This window comes from Halostella sp. PRR32 (genome assembly GCF_034808085.1).
In the GTDB taxonomy this organism is placed as follows: Archaea; Halobacteriota; Halobacteria; order Halobacteriales; family Natronoarchaeaceae; genus Halostella; species Halostella pelagica.
The window spans coordinates 1-379 of the sequence record NZ_JAXHGL010000031.1 but is presented as its reverse complement, the minus strand read 5'-3'; the positions used below and the strand labels follow the sequence as shown (position 1 = coordinate 379).

At 40.4% G+C, this 379-nt stretch carries 1 protein-coding gene; it reads left to right on the top strand.

Annotated features, from left to right (window positions below):
- Nucleotides 1–44: 44 nt before the first annotated feature.
- The coding region (locus tag SM753_RS20265; protein ID WP_323192891.1) for a hypothetical protein at nt 45–379 on the top strand (335 nt) is incomplete at its 3' end.

Below are 379 nucleotides of genomic sequence, written 5' to 3'. Positions count from 1 at the left end.
AAGGAAAATTGTACGGCACACAGACTTACAAACCAATCTGTACAATGGACAAGACTGAAGCTTATGCTTTCGATGGATCTGAATACCCACTCACTTTGAGCAACTACTGGTCTGTTGTTTTACAATACATTCCATTGAGATCATCTGACGACTCATTCTCTTCTGTTGAGGAACAACTCAAACAGGAACTCGAAAACTACGTTGTTCTTACACGTCAAAGCAGTGCTGGAGATAACACCAAGGAAGTGAAAATTGTTGTTTCCACCCCAGTAACCCAAGGAGAAAGTGTTGAAGTTACCATGAAACCATCAAGAGTTAATGGCTATCCACAGGTATCCGTAAACAATGAACAAATCACCCTTAAACAAGATGGAGATTC